General features: G+C 71.6%; 24 protein-coding genes. All 24 read left to right on the top strand.

The window, feature by feature from the left end:
• The first annotated feature begins 107 nt into the window (after positions 1–107).
• The gene (locus VFC33_18855) at positions 108–890 is read left to right on the top strand and encodes a CDP-alcohol phosphatidyltransferase family protein (protein HZR15303.1); all 783 of its coding nucleotides are present in this window, start codon (positions 108–110) and stop codon (positions 888–890) included.
• Positions 891–899: 9 nt separating this feature from the next.
• Positions 900–1,826 carry a phosphatidylinositol mannoside acyltransferase gene (locus VFC33_18860; GenBank protein ID HZR15304.1) on the top strand — a complete coding sequence of 309 codons (927 nt, stop codon included), beginning with the start codon at positions 900–902 and terminating at the stop codon, positions 1,824–1,826.
• Positions 1,823–2,902 (top strand): glycosyltransferase family 4 protein, encoded by a 1,080-nt coding sequence (locus VFC33_18865; GenBank protein HZR15305.1) that lies wholly within the window; start codon positions 1,823–1,825, stop codon positions 2,900–2,902. Before VFC33_18860 ends, VFC33_18865 begins: the two co-directional genes overlap by 4 nt.
• Positions 2,903–2,948: 46 nt before the next feature.
• On the top strand, positions 2,949–3,509 hold the full coding sequence (locus VFC33_18870; protein ID HZR15306.1) for a LemA family protein: 561 nt from the start codon (positions 2,949–2,951) through the stop codon (positions 3,507–3,509).
• A gap of 131 nt (positions 3,510–3,640) precedes the next feature.
• Positions 3,641–4,453, top strand: coding sequence for a M48 family metallopeptidase (locus tag VFC33_18875; GenBank protein ID HZR15307.1), 813 nt, complete (start codon positions 3,641–3,643; stop codon positions 4,451–4,453).
• Entirely contained in the window at positions 4,454–5,455 is a 1,002-nt protein-coding gene (locus tag VFC33_18880) for a DUF3048 domain-containing protein (protein HZR15308.1), read from the top strand. It begins immediately after the preceding gene.
• A 169-nt stretch (positions 5,456–5,624) separates the two neighbouring features.
• Positions 5,625–6,155 (top strand): GNAT family N-acetyltransferase, encoded by a 531-nt coding sequence (locus VFC33_18885; protein HZR15309.1) that lies wholly within the window; start codon positions 5,625–5,627, stop codon positions 6,153–6,155.
• A 97-nt stretch (positions 6,156–6,252) separates the two neighbouring features.
• The gene (pdxS, locus tag VFC33_18890; protein HZR15310.1) at positions 6,253–7,140 is read left to right on the top strand and encodes a pyridoxal 5'-phosphate synthase lyase subunit PdxS; all 888 of its coding nucleotides are present in this window, start codon (positions 6,253–6,255) and stop codon (positions 7,138–7,140) included.
• Between the two features lie 33 nt (positions 7,141–7,173).
• Positions 7,174–7,749 carry a pyridoxal 5'-phosphate synthase glutaminase subunit PdxT gene (gene pdxT, locus VFC33_18895; GenBank protein ID HZR15311.1) on the top strand — a complete coding sequence of 192 codons (576 nt, stop codon included), beginning with the start codon at positions 7,174–7,176 and terminating at the stop codon, positions 7,747–7,749.
• On the top strand, positions 7,746–8,498 hold the full coding sequence (locus tag VFC33_18900; GenBank protein ID HZR15312.1) for a YebC/PmpR family DNA-binding transcriptional regulator: 753 nt from the start codon (positions 7,746–7,748) through the stop codon (positions 8,496–8,498). The genes pdxT and VFC33_18900 overlap by 4 nt, the downstream gene beginning before the upstream one ends.
• Entirely contained in the window at positions 8,495–8,956 is a 462-nt protein-coding gene (locus VFC33_18905; protein HZR15313.1) for a peroxiredoxin, read from the top strand. The genes VFC33_18900 and VFC33_18905 overlap by 4 nt, the downstream gene beginning before the upstream one ends.
• Before the next feature lie 3 nt (positions 8,957–8,959).
• Positions 8,960–9,370: a PPOX class F420-dependent oxidoreductase gene (locus VFC33_18910; GenBank protein HZR15314.1), complete on the top strand. Its 411-nt coding sequence runs from the start codon at positions 8,960–8,962 to the stop codon at positions 9,368–9,370.
• A gap of 15 nt (positions 9,371–9,385) precedes the next feature.
• Complete coding sequence (locus VFC33_18915) at positions 9,386–9,871, top strand: (2Fe-2S)-binding protein (GenBank protein HZR15315.1); 486 nt, start codon at positions 9,386–9,388, stop codon at positions 9,869–9,871.
• The gene (locus VFC33_18920) at positions 9,868–10,689 is read left to right on the top strand and encodes a xanthine dehydrogenase family protein subunit M (GenBank protein HZR15316.1); all 822 of its coding nucleotides are present in this window, start codon (positions 9,868–9,870) and stop codon (positions 10,687–10,689) included. The genes VFC33_18915 and VFC33_18920 overlap by 4 nt, the downstream gene beginning before the upstream one ends.
• Positions 10,690–10,695: 6 nt before the next feature.
• The gene (locus VFC33_18925) at positions 10,696–11,304 is read left to right on the top strand and encodes a nucleotidyltransferase family protein (protein ID HZR15317.1); all 609 of its coding nucleotides are present in this window, start codon (positions 10,696–10,698) and stop codon (positions 11,302–11,304) included.
• The gene (locus tag VFC33_18930; protein HZR15318.1) at positions 11,277–12,020 is read left to right on the top strand and encodes an SRPBCC family protein; all 744 of its coding nucleotides are present in this window, start codon (positions 11,277–11,279) and stop codon (positions 12,018–12,020) included. Before VFC33_18925 ends, VFC33_18930 begins: the two co-directional genes overlap by 28 nt.
• A gap of 42 nt (positions 12,021–12,062) precedes the next feature.
• Positions 12,063–12,617, top strand: coding sequence for a crossover junction endodeoxyribonuclease RuvC (ruvC, locus tag VFC33_18935; protein HZR15319.1), 555 nt, complete (start codon positions 12,063–12,065; stop codon positions 12,615–12,617).
• Positions 12,614–13,207 carry a Holliday junction branch migration protein RuvA gene (gene ruvA / locus VFC33_18940; GenBank protein ID HZR15320.1) on the top strand — a complete coding sequence of 198 codons (594 nt, stop codon included), beginning with the start codon at positions 12,614–12,616 and terminating at the stop codon, positions 13,205–13,207. The genes ruvC and ruvA overlap by 4 nt, the downstream gene beginning before the upstream one ends.
• Positions 13,208–13,214: 7 nt before the next feature.
• Positions 13,215–14,231 carry a Holliday junction branch migration DNA helicase RuvB gene (ruvB, locus tag VFC33_18945; protein ID HZR15321.1) on the top strand — a complete coding sequence of 339 codons (1,017 nt, stop codon included), beginning with the start codon at positions 13,215–13,217 and terminating at the stop codon, positions 14,229–14,231.
• 139 nt (positions 14,232–14,370) lie between these two features.
• Entirely contained in the window at positions 14,371–14,640 is a 270-nt protein-coding gene (yajC, locus tag VFC33_18950; GenBank protein ID HZR15322.1) for a preprotein translocase subunit YajC, read from the top strand.
• A 4-nt stretch (positions 14,641–14,644) separates the two neighbouring features.
• Positions 14,645–16,213 carry a protein translocase subunit SecD gene (gene secD, locus VFC33_18955; GenBank protein HZR15323.1) on the top strand — a complete coding sequence of 523 codons (1,569 nt, stop codon included), beginning with the start codon at positions 14,645–14,647 and terminating at the stop codon, positions 16,211–16,213.
• Positions 16,210–17,427 carry a protein translocase subunit SecF gene (gene secF, locus VFC33_18960; GenBank protein HZR15324.1) on the top strand — a complete coding sequence of 406 codons (1,218 nt, stop codon included), beginning with the start codon at positions 16,210–16,212 and terminating at the stop codon, positions 17,425–17,427. Before secD ends, secF begins: the two co-directional genes overlap by 4 nt.
• A gap of 87 nt (positions 17,428–17,514) precedes the next feature.
• Positions 17,515–18,048: an adenine phosphoribosyltransferase gene (locus tag VFC33_18965; GenBank protein HZR15325.1), complete on the top strand. Its 534-nt coding sequence runs from the start codon at positions 17,515–17,517 to the stop codon at positions 18,046–18,048.
• A 19-nt stretch (positions 18,049–18,067) separates the two neighbouring features.
• The gene (locus tag VFC33_18970; protein ID HZR15326.1) at positions 18,068–20,308 is read left to right on the top strand and encodes a bifunctional (p)ppGpp synthetase/guanosine-3',5'-bis(diphosphate) 3'-pyrophosphohydrolase; all 2,241 of its coding nucleotides are present in this window, start codon (positions 18,068–18,070) and stop codon (positions 20,306–20,308) included.
• Positions 20,309–20,337: the final 29 nt, after the last annotated feature.

Consider the following 20,337-nt stretch of genomic DNA (forward strand, 5'->3'; position numbering starts at 1 on the left):
CGGCGCCCGGGACGCGCGGCCTTGCGACGGCACGGTGGTACCTTGGGATGCGTACTTCCGCGAGCGCGCCACGGCGCGCGCTCGCGCCCGAGCCCAGGAGCACCGCAATGCTCGACGTCCGCTGGCGCGCCAAGGTCGAACGGGCGCTCGAGCCCGTCGGTCGCTCCTTGGTGCGCGCGGGCGTCACGGCCGACTGGCTCACCGTCGTCGGCCTCGCGTGCGCGGTGGGTGCCGCAGTCCTGATCGGGAACGGCTACCTCATCTGGGGGCTCGTCGGCCTCTTCGCGACCGGCATCCCCGACATCCTCGACGGCACCGTCGCCCGCCACAGCGGACGGGCCGGACCGCGCGGCGCCTTCTTCGACTCCGTGAGCGACCGCGTCTCCGACGCCGTGCTCCTGGGCGGCGTCGCGTGGTACCTGTCGCACCGGAGCGCGCAGCTGCCGATCCTCGCGTTGGCCGCGGCCGCGCTGTCGATGCTCATCTCCTACGAGCGTGCGAAGGCCGAGAGCCTCGGCTTCACCGCTCGGGGTGGGTTGATGGAGCGGGCCGAGCGGCTCGTGCTGCTCGGCGTCGGGCTCGCGTTCGACGTCCTCACGCCGGTCCTGTGGGTCATGGTCGTGCTGGGCGGGTTCACCGCGATCCAGCGGTTCGTGATGGTGTGGCGCCAGGCGTCCGCACCGCCGGGTCAGGAGCCCACCGTCGGTGCGCCGCTGCACCGGGGGCTGCGCGTGACCCGTCACCGGCGCCGTGCCGGTGACGAGGACCTCGACCTGGTCGAGTCGCCGCCCCGCCGGTTCGCGCAGTGGTGGGAGGCCCGGCGCCCACCCGGTGAGCGGTGGCGGTGGCGCCAGCAGGCCGGCCCGTCTCGTCGCCGGCCGCGCCCCTGACCCAGTCGCATGGCCGAACCGGGCGGGGCGGGGGAGGGCTCTCGCGTCACGTACCTCGCGTATCGCGGCGCGGCAGCGATCGCGCAGGCGCTGCCCGACTCCGTCGGCCGCGGGATCGCGCGCGGCGCGGCGCGCGTGAAGGCGGTGTTCGCGGTCGACGAGCGCGAGCGCGTCTTGCGCAACCAGGCGCGCGTGCGCGGACCGCTGCACGGCTGGGACGCGTGGCGGGCCGTGTTCGCGACGTATGACTCGTACGGCCGCTACTGGCAGGAGCTGTTCCGGCTGCCGCTCGACGCGCGGCACTCGCTGGAGGAGCGCTTCGAGGCCGACGGTTTCGAGCACATCGCCGACCCGATCGCGGCCGGGACCGGGGTCATCCTCGTCCTCCCGCACGTCGGCGGGTGGGAGTTCGCGGGCGCGTGGCTCGCGGCCCGCGGCTACCCGCCGACGGTGGTCGTCGAGCGGGTCGAGCCGGCCGAGCTGTTCGACTGGTTCGTCGAGGTGCGCGCCGCCATGGGGATGAACGTCGTCGCGCTCGGCCCCGACGCCGCGGCCACGGTCGCCCGCGCGTTGCGCGACAACCGCGTCGTGTGCCTCCTCGCCGATCGCGACCTCAGCGGCGACGGCGTCGAGGTGTCGTTCTTCGGCGAGAAGACCACGCTGCCCGCCGGGCCCGCGACGCTCGCCCTGCGGACGGGTGCGCCCCTCGTGCCGGTCGCGGTCTACTTTCGGCCCCGTGGCCACCATCTCGCGCGGATCGGCCCCCCGCTGCCCTGCGGGCGGACTGGGCGCCTGCGTGACGACGTCGGCCGCATCACCCAGGACCTCGCGCACCGGTTCGAGGAGCTCATCCGCGCCGCGCCCGAGCAGTGGCACCTGATGCAGCCCAACTGGCCCAGCGACCGTGAGACCGACACGGCGCGGAGCGCGCCGTGAGGGTCTCGATGATCTGCCCGTACTCGCTCTCGACACCGGGCGGGGTCCAGGTCCAGGCGCTCGGCCTGGCCCGGGCGCTGCGCGAGCTCGGCCACGACGCGCGCGTCATCGCGCCCTGCGACGGCCCGCCGCCCGAACCGGGCGTCGTGACCGTCGGGCCGAGCGCGGCGATCCCGAGCAACGGCTCCATCTCACCGGTCGCCGCGGGACGCGACGTGACGCGGCGGACGCTCGACGCGATCCACGCGTTCGGACCCGACGTCCTGCACCTCCACGAGCCGATGGTCCCGGGACCGACGATCGCGGCGCTGCTCGGCTCGGACGTCCCGTCGGTCGGGACGTTCCACGCCTCACGGTCCGACGGCATCCGCCTGTACCGCTGGTTCCGGCCCGCGATCCGCAGCGCGAGCAAGCAGCTGTCCGTGCGCACCGCGGTGTCCGAGGCCGCGCGCGTCTCGGCCGCGCAGGCCATCGGCGGTCACTTCTGGGTGCTGCCGAACGGCGTCGAGGTGGAGCGCTACGCGAAGGCCGACCCGTGGCCGACGGACGTCCCCGCGATCCTGTTCATCGGCCGTCACGAGCCGCGCAAGGGACTCGGCGTGCTGCTCGACGCGTTCGCGGAGCTCGACCGCGACGCCGCGCTCTGGGTCGCGGGTGACGGGCCCGAGACCGACGAGCTGCGCGCGCGGGGCATCCCGGGCGTCGAGTGGCTCGGCACGATCCCGGAGGCGGAGAAGGCGGCACGCCTGCGCGCGTCGACCGCGTTCTGCGCGCCGTCGTTGCGTCAGGAGTCGTTCGGGATCGTCCTGCTCGAGGCGATGGCCGCCGGCGCGACCGTCGTCGCGTCGGACATCGACGGCTACCGCAACGTCGCGCGTGCCGACGAGGCCGTGCTCGTGCCGCCGGACGACCCGGACGCGTTGCGCGACGCGTTGCGCGCGGTGCTCGACGACCCGGGCCGGCGCGCGGAGCTCGTCGCCGCAGGTGAGCGGCGTGCCGCGCAGTTCTCGATGCACCGGCTCGCCGAGCGCTATCTGCCCGTGTACGACGCCGCGATCGCGCGAGGCCGGCCGTGACCCGTCCGTACAATGGACGCACACCCCTCGTGTCTGGAGGCACCAGGTGATAGCCGGAATCGTCATCGGCGTGATCGTCGTGCTGCTGCTCCTCATCTTCGCGGTCAGCTACAACGGTCTCGTCCGGGCGCGCAACCGCATCGACAACGCGTACTCGCAGATCGACGTGCAGCTGAAGCGCCGTCACGACCTCATCCCGAACCTCGTCGAGACCGTCAAGGGCTACGCGGCGCACGAGCGCGGCACGCTCGACCAGGTCACCCAGGCGCGCGCCAACGCGATCAGCGCCGGTCAGGGCGGCTCACCGCAGCAGCAGGCCCAAGCGGAGAACGCCCTGAGCGGCGCGCTGCGGTCACTGTTCGCGGTGGCCGAGGCGTATCCCGACCTCAAGGCCAACCAGAACTTCCTGAACCTCCAGGAGGAGCTGACGTCGACCGAGGACCGGATCGCGTACGCGCGGCAGTTCTACAACGACAGCGTGCTGAGCTACAACAACGGCATCGCGACGTTCCCGCGCAACATGATCGCCGGGATGTTCAACTTCACGAAGCGCGAGTACTTCGACGCCGCGCCCGAGGACGAGGCCCCGGTCCAGGTCCAGTTCTGACCTGATCCTCGGCTCGAGACCCGCGAGGTACCGCCCTGTACGAGCAGATCGCGCGCAACAAGCGCCGCACCTTCTACCTGCTTGCGATCTTCGCGCTGCTGATCGCGGCCGTCGCCGTCGCGTTCAACTACTTGCTCGGCTTCGGCTGGATCGGGCTCGCGGTCGCGATCGTCATCGCGGTCGCGATGGCGTGGGGCTCGTACTACTACTCGGACCGGATCGCGCTCGCCGCCAGCCGCGCGCGCCCGGCCGACGGACCCGAGTACACGCGCTACCACAACCTCGTGGAGGGCCTGTGCATCGCGGCGGGGCTGCCGGTGCCGCGTCTCTACGTGGTCGACGATCCCGCGCCCAACGCGTTCTCGACGGGCCGCGACCCGAAGCATGCCGCGCTCGCGGTCACGACAGGTCTCCTCGGGATGATGAACCGCGTCGAGCTGGAGGGCGTCCTCGCCCACGAGCTCAGCCACGTGAAGAACTACGACATCCTCGTCTCGACGATCGCGGTGACAGCCGTCGGCGCCGTCGCGCTCCTCGCCGACATCGGCTTGCGGTTCATGTTCTGGGGCGGCATGCGCGAAGGGCGTCGCGACAACAACGACGCCGGCGCGCTCGGCGCCGTGCTCGCGATCGGCGCGCTCGCGTTGCTCGCGCTCGCGCCGATCATCGCTCAGCTCATGCAGTTCGCCATGAGCCGGCGTCGCGAGTACCTCGCCGACGCGAGCGGCGTGCAGCTCACGCGCTACCCGCCCGGGTTGGTCTCCGCGCTGGAGAAGCTGCGCGACGACCAGGCCGTCGTCCACCACGCGACGCGAGCGACCGCGCAGCTCTGGATCGAGTCGCCGCTCGACCGGGGCGAGGGGAAGAAGGGGTCCTGGCTAAACCGCGCGTTCGACACGCACCCGCCGCTCGAGGACCGCATCAAGGTTCTCAAGGAGATGTAGGTGCGGAGGACGGGTGTCGTCGTGGCGGCCGTGCTCGCCGTCGTCGGCGCGGCCGCGTGCGGTGGGAACGGGAAGCACGCGTCGAGACGTTCGTCGGCGGTCACGCCGACGACGGTCGCGGCGCCGCCCGTCGCACCGCTCACCGGACTCCCGGACCCGACGGGTGCGAGCGCGCACCGTGCCGCGCTCGACGTGAAGGTCGAGAACACGCCGCAGGCCCGTCCGCAGGCCGGCCTCGACCGGGCCGACGTCGTGTACGACGAGGTGGTCGATGGCGGGATCACGCGGTTCCTCGCGATCTTCCAATCGACCGACACCGATCCCGTCGGACCGATCCGCTCGGTGCGCCCGATCGACCCGAGCCTGGTGTGGCCGGTCGGCGGGATCTTCGCCTACTCGGGCGGCGTGGCGTCGGAGGTCGCCGCGATCAGGGCCGCGCCCGTGCTCGCGCTCGACGAGGACGGCGCCGGACCGGCGATGTTCCGCGTGTCGTCGCGTCCCGCGCCGCACAACCTGTACGGGCACCCCGACAAGTTCTGGGCGCGCGGCGGCACGCCGATCCCGCCGCCTGCGTTGTTCCAGTACCTCGCGCCGGGTGCCGCGTTCGCCGGTCAACCGGTCGCGTCGTTCACGGTCGACGAGTCGCCCGATCGTTCGTACGACCCGACGTACACGTGGGACGTGGCGTCGGGGTCGTGGAAGCGCGCGTACGGGTCCAAGCCGTTCGTCATGGCGGACGGCGTGCAGGTCGCGCCGGCGAACGTCGTCGTGCAGCAGATCGCGTACACGCCCGCGGCGGGCGCGTCAGGCGCCACGGGGCAGACGGTGGGGCAGGGGCCCGTCTGGGTGTTCAGCGGCGGGAAGGTCGCGCAGGGTCAGTGGGTCCGGTCGTCACTCGCGCAGCCCGCGCACTTCGTCGACGCGAGCGGGAACCCGATCCTGCTCGCGCCCGGCCGTACCTGGGTCGAGCTCGCGGCTGGCGGCGTCACCCTTGGCGGGTAGCGCGCGGCGCGCGTTCCCGCGGGACCGCTCGCCGATGTCACTCACGCTTCACTGAAGCAACAGTCGGTCATGGACCGACTCACGCTTCATCGAAGCGCGAGTCGGGTGCGCGACTGGTCGCGATCGAAAATCGTCGGCCTCGCGTCCCGCCGCGGTGCGACCATTCGTCATGGCCGTCGAACGCGTGACCATCCGGCCGGCGACGCGTGACGACGCGGACGGCATCGGCGAGTCGCACGCGTCGGCGTGGGAGCAGGCGTTCGCCCACCTCTTCGATCCGGAGTTCCTGGCCCGCTCGGGCGCATCACGCCGGACAGGCTGGCGACACTCGATCGAGCGGAACCTCCGGCCACCGAACGTGTTGCTCGTCGCGGAGGTCGGCGGTGTCGTGCGGGCGTTCGGTCAGGGCGCGCCGACGGACGAGCCGACGACCGCGGAGGTGCGCGGCTTCTACGCGCATCCCGACGTGTGGGGCACCGGAGCCGCCGTCGCATTGATGGCCGCGTTGCTCGACGCGCTCGCGACGGACGCGATCTCCGTCGTGCTGTGGACACCACGCGGCGCGGGGCGGGCGCGCCGCTTCTACGAGAAGGCCGGCTTCTCGCTCACCGGCGAGACGCGCACCGACACCGTCACGGACTGGCGGACCGGCGAAGGTGCCCCTGTCGACGAAGTGCAGTACGGCCGCCGCACCCGCTGACTCGCGATCTTGTGCGGATCTTCCCGCCATAGCCCGGCGAATCCACACAAGGTGAACGCCTCCGGCCGCGCCGGACCCGGCCGGTAGCATGGACAGCATGTCGGAGCAGCGCGCCACGGGTACCGCCCGCGTCAAGCGGGGTCTCGCCGAGATGCTGCGGGGCGGCGTCATCATGGACGTCGTCACCCCGGAGCAGGCGAAGATCGCCGAGGACGCCGGTGCCGCCGCGGTCATGGCGCTCGAGCGGGTCCCCGCCGACATCCGCCGCGACGGTGGCGTCGCCCGCATGAGCGACCCGGGGATGATCGAGGGCATCCAGGCCGCGGTCACGATCCCGGTCATGGCCAAGTGCCGCATCGGCCACTTCGCCGAGGCGCAGGTGCTCGAGTCGCTCGGCGTGGACTACGTCGACGAGTCGGAGGTCCTCACGCCCGCCGACGAGGCGCACCACGTCGACAAGTGGGCGTTCACCGTGCCGTTCGTGTGCGGCGCGACGAACCTGGGCGAGGCCCTGCGCCGCATCTCCGAGGGCGCGGCGATGATCCGCAGCAAGGGCGAGGCGGGGACCGGCAACATCGTCGAGGCCGTCCGCCACCTCCGTTCCATCCTGGGTGACATCAAGAAGCTGACGGTCGCGACACCCGAAGAGCTCTTCACGTGGGCGAAGGAGCTGCGCGCGCCGGTCGAGCTCGTGCAGGAGGTGGCCGAGCGCGGCGAGCTGCCGGTCCCGCTGTTCTGCGCGGGCGGGATCGCGACGCCCGCCGACGCGTCGCTCGTGATGCAGCTCGGTGCGCAGGCCGTCTTCGTCGGGAGCGGCATCTTCAAGAGCGCCGACCCCGCGCCGCGCGCGAAGGCGATCGTCGAGGCGACGACGCACTACGCCGATCCTGCGATCATCGCCAAGGTCTCGCGCGGCCTCGGCGACGCGATGCGCGGCGACGAGATCGGCACGCTCGACGTCAAGCTCGCCGAGCGTGGTTGGTGACCGCAACCGCCGTGATGACCCAGGTGCCCCCAGGTGAAGCTCGCTGTTCTCGCGTTGCAGGGTGCGTTCCGTGAGCACCGCGAGGTGCTCGACGCGCTCGGCGCGGACGTCGTCGAGGTCCGGCAGCCGCACCAGCTGAGCGGCGTCGACGCGCTGCTGCTCCCCGGTGGCGAGTCGACCACGATGGCGAAGCTGCTCGACTCGTCCGGGTTGTTCGAGCCCGTACGCGGGCTCGTGCGCGACGGCGTCCCGACGTTCGGTACGTGTGCGGGGATGATCCTGCTCGCGCGCGAGGTCGTCGACGGTCGCGCCGACCAGCACGGCTTCGACGTCCTCGACCTGCGCGTCCGGCGCAACGGCTACGGCCGGCAGGTCGCGAGCTTCGAGGCGGACCTCGACGTGGACGGCCTGCGCGGCGGCCCGTTCCGCGGCGTGTTCATCCGGGCGCCGTACGTCGAGCGCACCGGCGACGACGTGGAGGTCCTCGCCCGCCACGACGGCGTGCCCGTCCTGGTGCGGCACGGCTCGATCTGGGCGTCGAGCTTCCATCCGGAGCTCTCCGGCGACCTGCGCCTCCACGAGCTCTTCTTGCAGGAGGTCAAGACGTGAGCGGTCATTCCAAGTGGCACTCGATCAAGCACAAGAAGGGCGCGGCCGACCAGGCGCGCGGGAAGCTCTTCGCGCGCCTGATCCGCCAGATCGAGGTGGCGGCGCGCGAGGGCGGCGGCGACCCGGAGGCGAACGCGACGCTGCGGACGATGGTGCAGAAGGCGCGCGACAACTCCGTGCCCGTCGACACCATCGAGCGCGCGATCAAGCGCGGCACGGGCGAGCTCGACGGCGTGCGCTACGAAGCCGTCACGTACGAGGGCTACGCGCCGAACGGCGTCGCGCTGTACGTCGAGGCGCTCACCGACAACCGCAACCGCACCGGGGCGGAGATCAAGAACGTCTTCAACCGCAACGGCGGCAACTTCGCCGAGCCCGGTGCCGTCGCGTGGCAGTTCGAGCGCAAGGGCGTGATCATCGTCGAGAAGTCGGCCGCATCCGAGGACGACCTGATGCTCGCCGCGCTCGAGGCCGGCGCCGAGGACATCGCCGACCAGGGCGACACGTGGCAGGTGACCACGCCGCCGAGCGACCTGCACGCGGTGCGGACGGCGCTCGAGGGCGCGGGCATCGCCATCACGTCCGCGGAGCTCACGATGCTGCCGACGCAGACCGTCCCGCTGGGCGACGAGCAGGCCGCGAAGCAGGTGCTGCGTGTCGTCGACGCGCTCGAGGACCACGACGACGTCCAGGCGGTGTACGCGAACTTCGACATCCCCGACAACGTCCTGCAGGCGGTGATGGCATGAGCGTGTCGGTAGGTGAGCCCGCGCCGGACTTCACGCTGCCGGGCGTCGAGAGCGGCAACCGCCGCGACTTCACGCTCTCCGAGTACCGCGGCCGCAAGGTCGTGCTCGCGTTCTACCCGGGCGACTTCACCCCCGGCTGAACGCGGCAATTGCGCTCGTACCGCGACGACATCGCGGTCTTCGAGCACGCGGGTGCGGTCGTGCTCGCCATCTCGCCGCAGGACGTCGACAGCCACGAACGCTTCGCCGAGCAGGAGCACTTCACGTTCCCGCTCCTCGCCGACGTCGACGGCAGCGTCGCGGAGAGCTACGGCGTCAAGGGAGGGAGCCGCGTGCAGGTGAAGCGCTCGGTCTTCGTGATCGACGCGCAGGGTGTCGTTCGCTGGAAGCTCGTCGCCGCGGTCCGCGCCATCTTCAAGAAGCCGCGCGACCTCGAGCGCGTGCTGGACGGGGTGTGACGCGTGGATGTTGCCGAGGCACTCGCCTTCGTCCGCGAGCATCACCACGCCGTGCTCGCGACGATGCGCGCTGACGGCCGCCCGCAGCTCTCGCCCGTCGCGTGCGGCGTCGACCGCGACGGCATGGTCGTCGTCAGCACGCGCGAGACGGCGATGAAGACGAAGAACCTTCGTCGCGAGCCGTGGTGCTCGTTGTGCGTGTTCACGGACCGGTTCTTCGGTCCCTTCGTGCAGATCGAGGGGCCGGTCGAGATCGTCGAGCTGCCCGACGCGATGGGCCACCTCGTGGAGTACTACCGGTCCGTCGCCGGCGAGCACCCCGACTGGGACGACTACCGCGCCGCGATGGAGCGCGAACGTCGCGTCATGCTACGCGTGCGACCGGAGCGTGTGGGCCCCAGCCGCAGTGGCTGACGTAGTGTCCCGGAGATGCAGACCTCCATCACGGTGAACGGCGTCGCGCAGCAGCACGACGTCGAGCCGCGGACGTTGCTCGTCCAGTTCCTGCGCGACGCCTGCGGTCTGACCGGCACGAAGATCGGCTGCGACACGTCCTCGTGCGGCGCGTGCACGGTCCTCGTCGACGGTGAGTCGGTGAAGTCGTGCACGATGCTCGCCGCCCAGGCCGACGGGCGCAGCGTCACCACGATCGAGGGTCTCGCCGCCGACGGTGAGCTGCACCCGGTGCAGCGCGCGTTCCAGGAGCACCACGGGCTGCAGTGCGGTTTCTGCACCGCCGGCATGGTGATGGCCGCGGTGTCCTTGATCGAGGAGATCCCGAACCCCACCGAGCGGGACGTGCGCGACGGGCTCGAGGGCAACCTGTGTCGTTGCACCGGCTACCACAACATCGTCGAGGCCGTGCTCGCGGCTGCGGGGAGCGCCGAGAGCGCGGCTGCCGGGAGCGCGCGGTGATCCCCGCCGCGTTCGAGTACGTCCGTGCAGAGTCGGCCGACGACGCGCTCGCGGCGCTGCGCGAGCACGGCGACGACGCGAAGCTCCTCGCCGGCGGCATGTCGCTCATCCCGCTGATGAAGCTGCGTCTCGCCACACCGGCGGTGCTCGTCGACGTCGGACGCGTGGGCGACCTCTCGTACGTGCGCGACGCGGGAGACCACGTCGCGATCGGCGCGCTCACGCGTCACCGTGATCTCGAGACGTCCGACCTGCTGCGCGACCAGTGCGGGGTCCTGCGTGCCGTCGCCGCGCAGGTTGGGGACAACCAGGTCCGCCATCGCGGCACGCTGGGCGGCTCCGTCGCGCACGGCGACCCCGCGTCGGACCTGCCGGCCGCGCTGCTCGCGCTCGACGCGACGTTCCTCGTGCGCGGTGGCGCCGGTGAACGGACGGTCGCGGCGACCGACTTCTTCCGTGGGTTCCTCGAGACCGCGCTCGAGCCGGACGAGCTCCTCACCGAGATCCGCGTCCCGAAGACCGGCGCGACGGGCTTCTCGTACCAGAAGTTCCAGCGCCGCAAGCAGGACTGGGCGATCGTCGGCGCGGTCGCGGTGCGGAACGGGTCGACGCGCGTCGCGCTCGTCAACATGGGGTCGACACCGGTGCGTGCGCGCGCGGTCGAGGAGGCGCTGACGGCCGGCGCGTCGGTGGCCGACGCCGCGCAGCACGCGGCCGAGGGCACCGAGCCGCCCGCGGACCTGAACGCGAGCGTCGAGTACCGCGAGCACCTCGCGCGCGTGCTCACCCGCCGCGCGCTCGAGGAAGCCGCGGGCTGAGCGCTCGTGACCGTCGCGGCCGCGATCCTCGCCGCGGGGCGCGGGAGCCGCGCCGGCGACGACGTCGTCAAGCCGTTGCTCGAGCTCCAGGGACGCTCCCTCGTCGAGTGGGCGCTCGACGCCGCGGTCGCGAGCGGCGCGACGCCCGTCGTGCTCGTCGTCGGGAACCACGGCGACGACGTCGCGCCGCACGCGCGGGGCGACGTCGAGGTCGTCGTCAGCACGGAGTGGGCGCGCGGCATCGCGCACAGCCTGCGCGCCGCGCTGGCTGCGCTCTCGGGGCGTCCGTCGATCCGCGCGGTGTGCATCGGCCTCGCGGACCAGCCGCTCGTCGGTCCGGACGCCTACCGCCGTCTCGCGGCCGCGTACCATGACGGCGCCGATCTCGCCGTGGCGACCTACGGCGGCGTGCGGGGCAACCCGGTGCTGCTCGGCCGATCCCGGTGGGGTGAGGCCATGCGGCTGGAGGGCGACGTCGGTGCGCGTGCCCTCCTGCGCCGTCACGGCGCGGTGGAGGTGCCGTGTGACGGCACCGGCGACCCGTCCGACGTCGACACGCTCGACGACCTGCGAGCCATGGAGCAGCGATGCGCATCGAGGACCAGTTCCGGGTGAACGTCCCCGTCGAGGAGGCGTGGCGGCTCCTCCTCGACATCGAGCGCATCGCGCCGTGCATGCCCGGCGCCGCGCTGCAGGAGGTCGAGGGCGACGAGTATCGAGGTGTGGTGAAGGTCAAGGTCGGGCCGATCACCGCGCAGTACAAGGGCGCCGCCCGCTTCGCCGAGGTGGACGAGGACGCGCACCGCGCCGTCATCTCCGCGAGCGGCCGCGACACGCGCGGGCAGGGCAACGCGTCGGCGACCGTCACCGCGATGCTCGAACCCGTCGACGGGGGGACGCAGGTCCACATCGACACCGACCTGTCGATCACCGGCAAGGTCGCGCAGTTCGGGCGGGGCGTGATCGGCGACGTGTCGTCGAAGCTGCTCGCGCAGTTCGTCGAGAACCTCGAGCGTGACGTGCTGGGTGGCCGCGACACCGACGAGGACGAGGAGGTCATCGACCTCGAGGCGCAGGAGCGCGACGCAGCCGCGGCGAGCGAGATCCCGGGGCCCGGTCTCGCGGCGCCGTCGTCGAGCGCGCCGCAGGACGTCGACGCGAGCACGAACGGCGCCCGCCGGATCGAGTCCGTCGAGCCCGAGCCGGTCGACCTGCTCGCGGTGAGCGGGACGCCGTTGCTCAAGCGGCTCGCGCCCGTCCTCGCCGCGGTGCTCGCCCTGCTGCTCGTCGGGCGCGCCCGTCGTCGCCGCCGTCGTCGCAGCGAGGGCTGACGGTCCGCGCCCCGAACGAGCGAGCCCCGTAGGATCGAACTCGTGTTCGACGGGGCGGTGCTCGGGATCGATCCCGGGCTGTCGCGCTGCGGCTACGGCGCGGTGCAGGGCGGTACCCGCGCGACCGCGCTCGCGTACGGCGTGATCCGCACGCCGGCCGCCGACGCGCTCGCGACCCGTCTCGCGCAGCTCGAGCGCGAGCTCGACGACCTCGTGCGCGAGCTCCGACCGGCGGCGGTGGCGGTCGAGCGCGTGCTGTTCCAGGCGAACGTGCGGACCGCGATGTCGGTCGGACAGGCGAGCGGGATCGCGCTCGTCGTCGCGGCGCGCGCCGGCGTGCCGGTCGTGCACTACAGCCCGAACGAGGTGAAGCTCGCGGTCACCGGGTACGGCGGGGCCGACAAGGTCCAGGTGCAGGCGATGGTGACGCGGCTCCTCGCGCTCGGTGCGCCACCGAAGCCGCCGGACGCGGCCGACGCGCTCGCCCTCGCGCTGTGCCATCTCTGGCGCGCGCGCATCCCGTCCGCGGACGGCACGGCGGACGGCTTCACGCGCGCGGTCGAGGCCGCGCTGGCGAAACAGGAGGCGAGATCATGATCGGCTCGGTTCGCGGCACGGTGCTCGAGCGCGCGACGACGGGCGAGGTGCTCGTCGAGGTCGGCGGAGTCGGCTACCGCGTGCTCGTCACGTTGCGCGCCGTCCCCGAGCTCGATCCCGGTGCCCCCGCGTTCCTCTTCACCCATCTCCACGTGCGTGACGACGCGATGGTGCTCTACGGGTTCCCCACCCGAGACGAGCGCGACACGTTCGAGACGCTGATCGGTGCGACGGGCGTCGGCCCGAAGCTCGCGCTCGCGATCCTCTCCGTGCACCCGCCCGCGGCGCTGCGGCGCGCCCTGGTCGACGACGATCTGGACGCGCTCACGCTCGTGCCCGGCGTCGGGAAGCGCACCGCGCAGCGCCTCCTCGTCGAGCTCAAGGCGCGGCTCGACGTTCCCGACCTCGACCTCGCCGACGGATCCCCGAGTTCGACGTCGAGCGCGCGCGCCGAGGTGCGCGAGGCCTTGGCGGGTCTCGGCTATGGCGGCGACGAGATCCGCGACGTCCTCGGTCAGCTGGCCGACGACGCGGGGGTCGAGGACCTGTTGCGCGACGCGCTCAAGCTCCTGGCGGTGGCGCGTGCGTGACGAGCTGATGCAGCCCGTCGCCGACCCGGTCGAGGCCGCGGAGGAGACGACGCTGCGGCCGCGGCGTCTCGCGGAGTTCGTCGGGCAGGGCCCGATCAAGGAGCACCTCGACATCCTCCTCGGCGCGGCGCGCAAGCGGCACCAGGCCGCTGACCACGTCCTGCTCGCGGGGCCGCCGGGTCTCGGCAAGACGAGCCTCGCGGGCATCATCGCCAACGAGCTCGACGCGCACCTACGGGTCACGAGCGGTCCGGCGCTCGAGCGGGCCGGCGACCTCGCCGCGATCCTCACCAACCTCGACGACGGCGACGTCCTGTTCATCGACGAGGTGCACCGCCTGCCGCGCACGGTCGAGGAGTACCTCTATCCCGCGATGGAGGACTTCCAGCTCGACATCGTGATCGGCAAGGGCCCGTCGGCGCGCTCGATCCGTCTCGACCTGCCGCGCTTCACCCTCGTCGGCGCGACGACCCGCACCGGGCTCATCACCGGCCCGTTGCGCGACCGCTTCGGGCTCGTCGCGCGGCTCGACTACTACGAGCCCGAGGACCTCGTCGCCATCCTCGAACGCTCCGCGCACATCCTCGGTGTGCCGCTCCTCGCCGACGGCGCGACCGAGATCGCGTCCCGTGCGCGCGGCACCCCCCGCATCGCGAACCGCCTGCTGAAGCGCGTGCGTGACTACGCCGAGGTCCGGGGGGACGGCACCGTCGACGGTGACACCGCGCGCGCGGCGCTCGCGCTGTTCGAGGTCGACGAGCGGGGCCTCGACAAGGTCGACCGGGCCATCCTCGTCGCGCTGTGCCGGACGCACGCGGGCCAGCCCGTCGGTCTCGGCACGCTCGCGGTCACGGTCGGGGAGGAGGCCGACACCGTCGAGGACGTCTACGAGCCGTTCCTGCTCAAGCAGGGTCTGCTGCAGCGGACGCCGCGCGGCCGGCGCGCCACCGCGGCCGCGTTCGCGCACCTCGGCATGACACCACCGCCCGGCGAGCCGGGCGCGTCGTCACTGTTCGACGCCTGAGCGAGCGAGGCAGAGCCGAGCGGAAGCGTGGCCCCCCGACCCGGCCGCGAAGCGGCCACGAGCGAGACATCGCTGCGCGGGCCGCTCACCAGGGGCGCGCTACCATCGCCCGCGTTCCCCAGTCCTCGCGGAATCGGTGATGGCTGCCCTCATCTACCTCGTCATCCTGGTCGCGGCGTTCTTCGTGCTCATCGTCCTTCCCCAGCGACGGCAGGCCAGCGCCCACCGAGCGCTCGTCGCCAGCCTCGAGGTCGGCAACGAGGTCATGACGACCTCGGGGATCTTCGGCACGATCCTCGCGTTGACCGACACGACCGCCGAGCTGCAGATCGCGCCGAACGTGATCGTGAAGATCGCTCGGGGCGCGATCTCCCAGCGCGTGAGCCAGCCCGCGGAACCCGCCGCCTGACCGCATGCGTCGATCGGTCTGGTTCCTCGTCGGGACCCTGGTGGTCGTCATCGGCACGTTCCTCGCGACGTTGCTCAGCGGCAACACGCCCGTCCTCGGCCTCGACCTGCAGGGCGGGATCTCGGTCGTGCTCGCGCCCGTCGGCAAGACCACGAACGACACGCTCAACACGGCGGTGAACATCATCCGCAACCGTGTCGACTCGCTCGGTGTCGCCGAGCCGCAGATCACGCGGACGGGCAAGACGATCGTCGTCGACCTCCCGGGCGTGAAGGACCGCGCCCAGGCGCAGCGGCTCGTCGGTCGCACCGCCGAGCTGCGGTTCCGTCCCGTGCTGAACGAGACGGCCGCCCCGACGAAGTCGAGCTCGAAGCCGAAGTCGACGACGTCGACGACGAAGCCCGGCACGACGTCGACGACGAAGCCGGCCACCACGTCGACGACGAAGAAGCAGTCGATGGGCGCGACGCTGCCGCCCATCCGGCTCACCGCTGCGACGCCGACGACCACACCGTCGACGGCCGCGACGACGACCACCACCGCCCCCGCGCAGAGCGCGCTGCCCCCGATCACCCCGCTCGACCAGGACAAGGCCAACGCGACCGTCGTGCTGCCGGGCCGCCACATCAAGGGCCAGCCCGACATCATCTACGAGCTCGGTCCCGCCGCCCTGACCGGGAAGGGCGTCAGCAGCGCGCAGGCGTCGTACCAGCAGGGCGGCGACGGCTGGGGCGTCGACGTGAAGCTGAACAGCAAGGGGCTCGACGCGTTCAACGGGATGGCGGCGAAGCAGTACGGCCAGCCCGCACCCACGAACCAGGTCGCGATCACGCTCGACGGCGTCGTGCAGTCCGCGCCCGCGTTCCAGACGTCGCACTTCGACAACAACGGGGTGCGCATCTCGGGCAGCTTCACGCAGAGCGAGGCCGAGGACCTCGCCCGGCTGCTGCGCTTCGGCGCGCTGCCCGTGCAGCTCAAGCAGCTCACGTCGGAGAACGTCTCGCCGACGCTCGGCTCCGACCAGTTGCGCGCCGGCCTCATCGCCGGCGTGATCGGCCTCGCGCTCGTCGCGGGCTACATGCTCTTCTACTACCGGCTGCTCGGGCTCGTGGTCTGGGCGGGCATCGCGCTGTCGGGGATGGCGCTGTACACGCTCGTCACGTATCTCGGGAACTCGGTCAACCTGACGCTGTCGCTCGCCGGTGTGACGGGCATCATCGTGTCGGTCGGTGTCACGGTCGACTCGTACGTCGTCTACTTCGAGCGCCTGAAGGACGAGGTACGCAGCGGCAAGACGATCCGGTCGTCGCTCGACCACGGCTTCACGCGCGCGTTCAAGACGATCGTCGCCGCAGACCTCGTCTCGCTCCTGAGCGCCGGCGCGCTGTACGTCCTGGCGGTCGGCTCGGTGCGCGGCTTCGCGTTCTTCCTCGGCCTCTCGACGCTGCTCGACCTCGTCATCGCCTACTTCTTCATGCACCCCGTCGTCGTGCTGCTCGCGCGTCGCCGGAACCTCGTGACCGGTCCGCTCGGCATCGCGGCCGGCCTCGACGTCCGCGAGGCGACCGTATGACGACCGCGACGCAGACTGCGCCCGACACGACGGAGAAGCGTGGCCGGCACACGATCTCCGACATCTTCCACGAGCGGACGCACTTCGACATCGTCGGCCGGTCGTGGCGGTGGGCGCTCCTGTCCGGCACGATCATCCTGATCGGCCTGATCTCACTCGGTGTCCGCGGCCTCAACCTCGGCATCGACTTCAAGGGCGGCACGCAGTGGGAGTTCCAGGCCAAGAGCGCCCACGTGTCGTCGGGCTCGGTGCGCAGCTCCGTGCAGTCCATCGTCCCGGACGCGACGATCCTGATCGTCAACAACAACAAGGTCCGGGTCCAGTCGAAGAACGTCGACGCGACGACCGAGAACAAGGTGACGGACGCGCTCGCCAAGTACGCGCACATCGCGCCGAGCGCCGTCACGATCAACAGTGTCGGGCCGACGTGGGGCCACGAGGTCAGCAGCAAGGCGCTGCGCGCGCTCATCGTCTTCTTCGTGCTGATCGCGCTGTACCTCAGCTTCAGATTCGAGTTCAAGATGGCCGTCGCCGCGATCCTCGCGGTGCTCCACGACATCGTCGTCACCGTCGGCGTGTACGCGCTGACGCAGTTCGAGGTCACGCCGGCGACGGTCGTCGCGTTCCTGACGATCCTCGGCTTCTCCCTGTACGACACGGTCGTCGTGTTCGACAAGATCAAGGAGAACGTGCCGACGCTCGGGACGATCAAGGGCGACACGTACTCGGCGATGGCGAACCGTTCGATGAACCAGGTGCTGATGCGCTCGCTCAACACCTCGTTCGTCGCGCTGCTGCCGGTGTTCTCGCTGCTGGTCGTCGGCAGCTACATCCTCGGTGCGATCGCGCTCGAGGACTTCGCGCTCGCCCTGTTCGTCGGTCTGCTGACCGGTGCGTACTCGTCCATCTTCGTCGCGACGCCGATCCTCGCGTGGTGGAAGGAGCGTGAGCCGCGCTACCGCACGATGCGCGAGCGGGCCGAGACGCTGCGGGCGCGCTCCGCAGCCGTCGAGACGCCGGCGCCCGCGGCACCGGCCGTCCGCGACGTCGAGCCCGACGTCGAGCCCGACGGCGAAGCCGCGCTCGAGCCGCCGGGGGAGCCCGTCGCGGAACCCGCGCGCGCGGCCGCCGCGGCGCGTCCCGCGCCGGCCCCGCGCCAGCCCGGCGGGGTCACGCCCCGCCCGCGCCAGCAACGCCGCCGCAAGCGTCGCTGACCGCCCCCCGCCCGTTTTGGGAAGCGTGAACCACACGATGTGTGGATGAGCCTTCACAGAAGCGAGGGGCGGGGCCCGTAGACTGGCGTGATCGAGCGCGTGCCGTACCTCAAGGAACTGATCCGGGACATCCCCGACTGGCCGAGCCCGGGGGTCGTCTTCAAGGACATCACGCCGCTGCTCGCCGACGCGCGGGCCTTCGCGTTCGTGGTCGACAACCTGGCCGAGCCCTTCGACGGCGAGGGCGTCGCCAAGGTGATCGGCGTCGAGGCCCGGGGCTTCGTGCTCGCCGCGCCTCTCGCGCGCCGCTTCGACGCCGGGTTCGTGCCCGTGCGCAAGCCCGGGAAGCTGCCGTGGGAGATCGAGCGCGAGGAGTACGAGCTCGAGTACGGCAGCAACCTGCTCGAGATCCACCGCGACGCGGTCGCGCCGGGTGAGCGAGTCGTCGTGTGCGACGACGTCCTCGCGACCGGTGGCACCGCCGAGGCGACGGTCAGGCTCGTCGAGCGGCTCGGCGGCGAGGTCGTCGGCCTGACGTTCCTGCTCGAGCTGGGCTTCCTGGGCGGCCGGTCGAAGCTGGAAGGGTACGAGCTCCACACGATGTTGACGTACGAGGCATGACGCACGCATCGGAAGCCCCGTGAGCATCTCGACCACCGACCAGCGGATCGACCGGCGCTCCGTGCTGCCGTGGCGGCGGCACCACGTCGACGTCGCCGTCGCGCCGCTCGTCGCCGCCTTCCACGAGCACCATCGCAAGAGCGACACCGACCTCATCGAGCGGGCGTTCGACGTGGCGCGCGACGCCCACGCGGACCAGGTCCGCCGCTCGGGCGAGCCCTACATCGCGCACCCGCTCGGGGTGGCGATGATCCTCGCCGACCTCGGCCTCGACGACGTGACGCTCGCGGGCGCGCTGCTGCACGACGCGGTCGAGGACACCGTGGTCACCCGCGACGACATCGAGGCCGCGTTCGGCGCGGACGTCGCGGCGATCGTCGACGGCGTGACCAAGTTGGACCGGCTGCAGTTCGACTCCAAGGAGGAGCAGCAGGCGGCCACGCTGCGCAAGATGCTCGTGGCGATGGCGAAGGACATCCGGGTCCTGCTCATCAAGCTCGCCGATCGCCTCCACAACATGCGGACGATCGCGTCGCTGCCCGAGGCCAAGCAGCTGCGCATCGCGCAGGAGACGCTCGACATCTACGCGCCGCTCGCGCACCGGCTCGGCATCGCGGACGTCAAGTGGCAGCTGGAGGACCTCGCGTTCGCGGTGCTGCACCCGAAGCGCTATGCCGAGATCGAGCAGATGGTCGCGACGCGCTCACCGGAGCGCGAGGACCATCTCGAGCTCGTCCTCGACGCGCTGCGCTCGCGTCTCGCCGAGCTGCACATCACCGCCGAGGTCACGGGCCGTCCGAAGCACTACTGGTCCATCTACGAGAAGATGGTCGTGCGCGGCAAGGAGTTCGACGACGTGCAGGACCTCGTCGGCGTGCGCGTCATCGTCGACTCCGTGAAGGACTGCTACGGCGCGCTCGGGTCGATCCACGCGCTGTGGAAGCCGGTGCAGGGCCGGTTCAAGGACTACATCGCGATGCCCAAGTTCAACCTCTACCAGTCGTTGCACACGACGGTGGTGGGGCCGCAGGGCAAGCCGGTCGAGGTCCAGATCCGGACGCACGAGATGCACCGGCGCGCGGAGTACGGCATCGCCGCGCACTGGGGCTACAAGGAGCAGGCGTCGCCGGCCGAGGACCTCGCGTGGCTGCAACGGATGGTCGACTGGCAGCAGGAGACGTCCGATCCGGCCGAGTTCATGGAGTCGCTGAAGATCGACCTCGAGCAGGACGAGGTCTTCGTCTTCACGCCCAAGGGCAAGGTCATCACGCTCCCGGCCGGCGCGACGGCCGTCGACTTCGCGTACACGATCCACACCGAGGTCGGGCACCGCTGCATCGGCGCGCGCGTCAACAACCGGCTCGTCCCGCTCGACTCGCAGCTCGTGTCGGGCGACACCGTCGAGATCTTCACGAGCAAGGTCGAGGGCGCGGGGCCGAGCCGCGACTGGCTGCAGTTCGTCCAGACGCCCCGCGCTCGCAGCAAGATCCGCCAGTGGTTCTCCCGTGAGCGCCGCACCGACGCGATCGACACCGGTCGCGACGAGCTCACCAAGGCGATGCGCAAGGAGGGCCTCCCGGTCCAGAAGCTCGCGCGGAGCAGCGTCGTCACCGACGTCGCGAGCGCGATGCACTACGCGGATCTCGACGCGCTCTACGCCGCGATCGGCGAGGGGCACGTCTCCGCGCGGGCCGTCGTGCAGCGCATCCAGCGCGAGCTGCGCGGCGGGGAGGAGCAGCTGCCGGTCACCGCGCGACGGCCACCGCGCGCGTCGCGGGGGCGTGAGCACCGCACGGTCGGTGTCCACGTCGAGGGCCTCGACGACCTCATGGTGCGGTTGTCGCGGTGCTGCACCCCGGTCCCCGGTGACGAGATCATCGGGTTCGTGACACGCGGCCGAGGCGTCTCGGTGCACCGGGCCGACTGCGCGAACGCGTCGCAGCTCGAGGCCAGCCAGGGCGACCGTCTCATCGAGGTCGAGTGGGACCACGACCAGCCGGCGACCTACGTCGTGTCCGTCGAGGTCGAGGCGCTCGACCGGTCGAAGCTCCTGCGCGACGTCTCACAGGTGCTGTCCGACCATCACGTCAACATCCTGAGCTGCAACTCGCAGACCAGCGCGGATCGCGTCGCGAAGCTCCGGTTCGACTTCGAGCTGGCCGACCCCGGCCACCTCGACTCGATGATCGGTGCGATCAAGCGCGTCGACTCCGTCTACGACGCCTACCGCGTCCTGCCGGGGGCCAAAGCCGCGGTGTAGACGTCTCACCCGCGGGCGCGTCGAGCAGG

Source organism: Acidimicrobiia bacterium, from assembly GCA_035651955.1.
Taxonomy (GTDB): domain Bacteria; phylum Actinomycetota; class Acidimicrobiia; order IMCC26256; family JAMXLJ01; genus JAMXLJ01.

Excerpts from the sequence above, each read along its gene's own strand:
- VFC33_18930 (HZR15318.1), top strand. The coding sequence starts at position 11,277 with ATGCGCATCGAGGACCAGTTCCGGGTGAACGTCCCCGTCGAGGAGGCG.
- ruvB (HZR15321.1), top strand. The coding sequence starts at position 13,215 with ATGCAGCCCGTCGCCGACCCGGTCGAGGCCGCGGAGGAGACGACGCTG.
- VFC33_18915 (HZR15315.1), top strand. The coding sequence starts at position 9,386 with ATGCAGACCTCCATCACGGTGAACGGCGTCGCGCAGCAGCACGACGTC.
- VFC33_18885 (HZR15309.1), top strand. The coding sequence starts at position 5,625 with ATGGCCGTCGAACGCGTGACCATCCGGCCGGCGACGCGTGACGACGCG.
- pdxS (HZR15310.1), top strand. The coding sequence starts at position 6,253 with ATGTCGGAGCAGCGCGCCACGGGTACCGCCCGCGTCAAGCGGGGTCTC.
- VFC33_18860 (HZR15304.1), top strand. The coding sequence starts at position 900 with ATGGCCGAACCGGGCGGGGCGGGGGAGGGCTCTCGCGTCACGTACCTC.
- yajC (HZR15322.1), top strand. The coding sequence starts at position 14,371 with ATGGCTGCCCTCATCTACCTCGTCATCCTGGTCGCGGCGTTCTTCGTG.
- secF (HZR15324.1), top strand. The coding sequence starts at position 16,210 with ATGACGACCGCGACGCAGACTGCGCCCGACACGACGGAGAAGCGTGGC.
- ruvA (HZR15320.1), top strand. The coding sequence starts at position 12,614 with ATGATCGGCTCGGTTCGCGGCACGGTGCTCGAGCGCGCGACGACGGGC.
- VFC33_18855 (HZR15303.1), top strand. The coding sequence starts at position 108 with ATGCTCGACGTCCGCTGGCGCGCCAAGGTCGAACGGGCGCTCGAGCCC.
- secD (HZR15323.1), top strand. The coding sequence starts at position 14,645 with ATGCGTCGATCGGTCTGGTTCCTCGTCGGGACCCTGGTGGTCGTCATC.